This is a genomic window from Streptomyces sp. (assembly GCF_036524955.1).
Lineage (GTDB): Bacteria > Actinomycetota > Actinomycetes > Streptomycetales > Streptomycetaceae > Actinacidiphila.
Window position 1 is genome coordinate 1 of the sequence record NZ_DATDBG010000277.1, and the last position, 3,283, is coordinate 3,283.

The following is a 3,283-nucleotide window of genomic DNA, read 5'->3' on the forward strand; positions in this document are numbered from 1 at the left end:
TACGGGCAGGCCGTGACGCGGCAGGCGCGGTGACGCGGCGGAGGCCCGGCGCCGTCCGCCCGTACCGCGCCGCAGCGAAATCCCCTCCACCCGCATATATTCGCATGAACGCAGATAGGCATGTATCGTGGTCGGGTGGACCCCGGGCATCCCATCCCCCGGTTCCACATCCCCACCGCGGCCGACGGCGCCCGCGCAGCGTCCATGGGAGGTCGACGCCCAGTCGGGCCGTGCCTCCCGCACCCGACGCACACCACCGCGCACCGCCGCGCACCACCACACCGCGAACACGCCACGACGCGCCGCACACCGCGCGACGCGCGCCCAGCGCACCGCACCACGACGCACCACGACGCAATGGAGTGATCACACATGGCGCCTGCACCTGGCCCCACGGCCACGGCCGAACCCCGGACCGCACCACCGACGGCCACCGCGCCCGGGTCCGCCGCGCGGCCGGCGGTGGCACGCGCGCGGCGGACCCGGCTGTGGGCGCTCGCCGAGGTGCGGTGGGCGGCGGCGTCGACCGTACTGTTCGGCCTCGGGATCGCCGCGCAGTTCGGCGGGGCGCCGGACTGGCTGTGGTGGACGCTGTACCTGGCCTGCTACGCGGCGGGCGGCTGGGAACCCGCCTGGGCGGGCGTCCAGGCGCTGCGGGAGAAGAGCCTGGACGTCGACCTGCTGATGGTGGTGGCGGCGATCGGCGCCGCCTCGATCGGGCAGGTGCTGGACGGCGGCCTGCTGATCGTCATCTTCGCCACCTCCGGGGCCCTGGAGGCGTTCGCCACCCAGCGGACCGCCGACTCGGTACGCGGGCTGCTGGACCTGGCGCCCGAACAGGCGGTACGACTGACCGCCGGCGGCGACGAGGAGCTCGTGGACACCGCGGTCCTCGCGGTCGGCGACGAGATCCTCGTACGGCCCGGCGAGCGGATCGGCGCGGACGGCGTGGTGGTCGACGGGGCGAGCGACGTCGACCAGGCCACGATCACCGGCGAGCCGCTGCCGGTGCCCAAGCTGCCCGGCGACGAGGTGTTCGCCGGAACCCTCAACGGCGCGGGCGCGCTGCGGGTACGGGTGGACCGGCCCGCCGCGGACTCGGTGGTGGCACGGATCGTGACGCTGGTGGAGCAGGCCAGCGAGACCAAGGCCCCCACACAGCTCTTCATCGAGAAGGTCGAACAGCGGTACTCGGTCGGCGTGGTCGTCGCCACGCTGCTCGTCTTCTTCCTGCCGCTCGCGTTCGGCGAGGCGGTGCAGGACGCGCTGCTGCGGGCGATGACCTTCATGATCGTGGCGTCGCCGTGCGCGGTGGTGCTGGCCACCATGCCGCCGCTGCTGTCGGCCATCGCGAACGCGGGGCGGCACGGCGTGCTGGTGAAGTCCGCGGTGGTGATGGAGCAGTTGGGGGAGAGCGACCGGGTGGCGTTCGACAAGACCGGAACGCTGACCGAGGGGACGCCGCGGGTCGCGGAGGTGCGGGTGCTGGCGAACTCGGGTTCCGGGGCCGGCTCCGGCTCGGGGCTCGACGAGGCGGGCGTGCTGCGGCTGGCGGCGGGCGCGGAGGAGCGCTCCGAGCACCCGCTGGCGCGCGCCGTCCTGGCGGCGGCCACCGAGCGCGGGGTGAAGCCGGGCCGGGTCGAGGAGTTCACCTCCACGCCGGGCCGGGGCGTCACCGCGACCGTGGACGGGCACCGGGTCCAGGTCGGCAGCCCCGCGCACCTCGTCCCCGTCGGCGAGGCGGCCAGGGCCGTGTCGGAGCTGGAGGCCGCCGGGCGTACGGCGGTGGTCGTGGCCGTGGACGACGTCCCGGTCGCCGTGCTGGGCATCACCGACCGGCTCCGGCCGGGCGCGGCCGAGGCGGTGGCGCGGGTCCGCGAACTGACCGGCGCCGCGCCCGTACTGCTCACCGGCGACAACGACCGCGCCGCCCGCCGGCTGGCGGCCGAGGTCGGTATCGAGGACGTACGGGCCGGCCTGCTCCCCCAGGACAAGGTCGCGGCGGTACGGGAACTCGCCGCCGCGGGACACCGCACGCTGGTGGTCGGCGACGGCGTCAACGACGCCCCCGCACTGGCCGCCGCGCACATGGGCGTGGCGATGGGCCAGGCGGGATCGGACCTGGCGCTGGAGACGGCGGACGCGGTCGTCGTACGCGACGAACTCGCCACCGTCCCGGCGGTGGTGGCCCTCTCCCGGCGGGCCCGCAGGCTGGTGGTCGCCAACCTGGTGATCGCCTCCGCCTTCATCACCGGCCTGATCGTGTGGGACCTGGTCGGCTACCTGCCGCTGCCGCTCGGCGTGGCGGGCCACGAGGGCTCCACGGTCATCGTCGGCCTCAACGGGCTGCGGCTGCTGCGGGCCTCGGCGTGGCGGCGCGGGTTGCCGAAGGCAGGCGTCTCCGGCGAGGTCGCCGGGAGCCCGGTCGGCGGCGTCTCCGGCGACGCGACCGCGAGCCCGGTCGGCGGCGGCCGGTGAGCCGCCGTACGCCCCGCGGGGGCGGCGGGGGCGCGAGCGGGGCCGACACGGGCAGAGGCAGCGCGGGCAGACGCGGCGCGGGCGGGAGCGGGGCCGAGCCGGCCTCGCCGCCCCGGGTGACCGTCTGCCGCGGGTGCTGCTGCGGCACCTCCCGGAAGGTCCCCGGCCTGGACCACGCCGCCCAACTCACCGATATTCGCGAGGCTCTGGACGGACTGGCCGGAGTACGGGTCTCCGACTGCCTGGACGCCTGCGAACGGGCGAACATCGTCGTCATCCAGCCCTCCGCCGCCGGCCGCGCGGCCGGCGGTCGCCCTGTCTGGCTCGGCCTCGTCAACGACCCGGACGCCACGGCCGACATCGCCGCCTGGATCCGCGCCGGCGGCCCCGGCCTCGCCGACCCGCCACCCGTCCTCGACCTCTACGCCTTCACCCCGTCCCGCCGCGTCCGCCAAGCAGCGGACGCCTGATCCCCCACTCCACCTCAGCCCCCCGCCGGACCCGTCGGGAGCATTCCGACAACCGGAAGACCCGGCTGCCGGACCGGACAGGGCATGTGAGCGGCCGGAAGACCCGGCCGCCGGACCGGACGACGGGCCCGGCAGCCACCCCCGGACGAGGTGCCGGCGCCACCAGAGGGCGTTGCGGACTTGGCGGCCGAGCACGCACCGTATCGCCGACACGGACCACGCCCGGGGTGATCCGGCCGCCGGACAGTGGTACTTCGCCCTCAGCTCCGTCCATGGCTCCAGCTTCTCGTGACACTGGACGCCGGGCCGGCTGCATGGCCAGGCATGTGGCGCCC

General features: G+C 75.8%; 2 protein-coding genes. Both read left to right on the top strand.

Translation table 11 applies throughout. The features are described 5' to 3' along the window. Nucleotides 1-372: 372 nt before the first annotated feature. On the top strand, nt 373-2,478 hold the full coding sequence (locus VIW71_RS22345; protein ID WP_331624278.1) for a heavy metal translocating P-type ATPase: 2,106 nt from the start codon (nt 373-375) through the stop codon (nt 2,476-2,478). Nucleotides 2,479-2,594: 116 nt separating this feature from the next. Then, nucleotides 2,595-2,948 (top strand): (2Fe-2S) ferredoxin domain-containing protein, encoded by a 354-nt coding sequence (locus VIW71_RS22350; RefSeq protein ID WP_331624279.1) that lies wholly within the window; start codon nt 2,595-2,597, stop codon nt 2,946-2,948. The last annotated feature ends 335 nt before the right edge of the window (nt 2,949-3,283 follow it).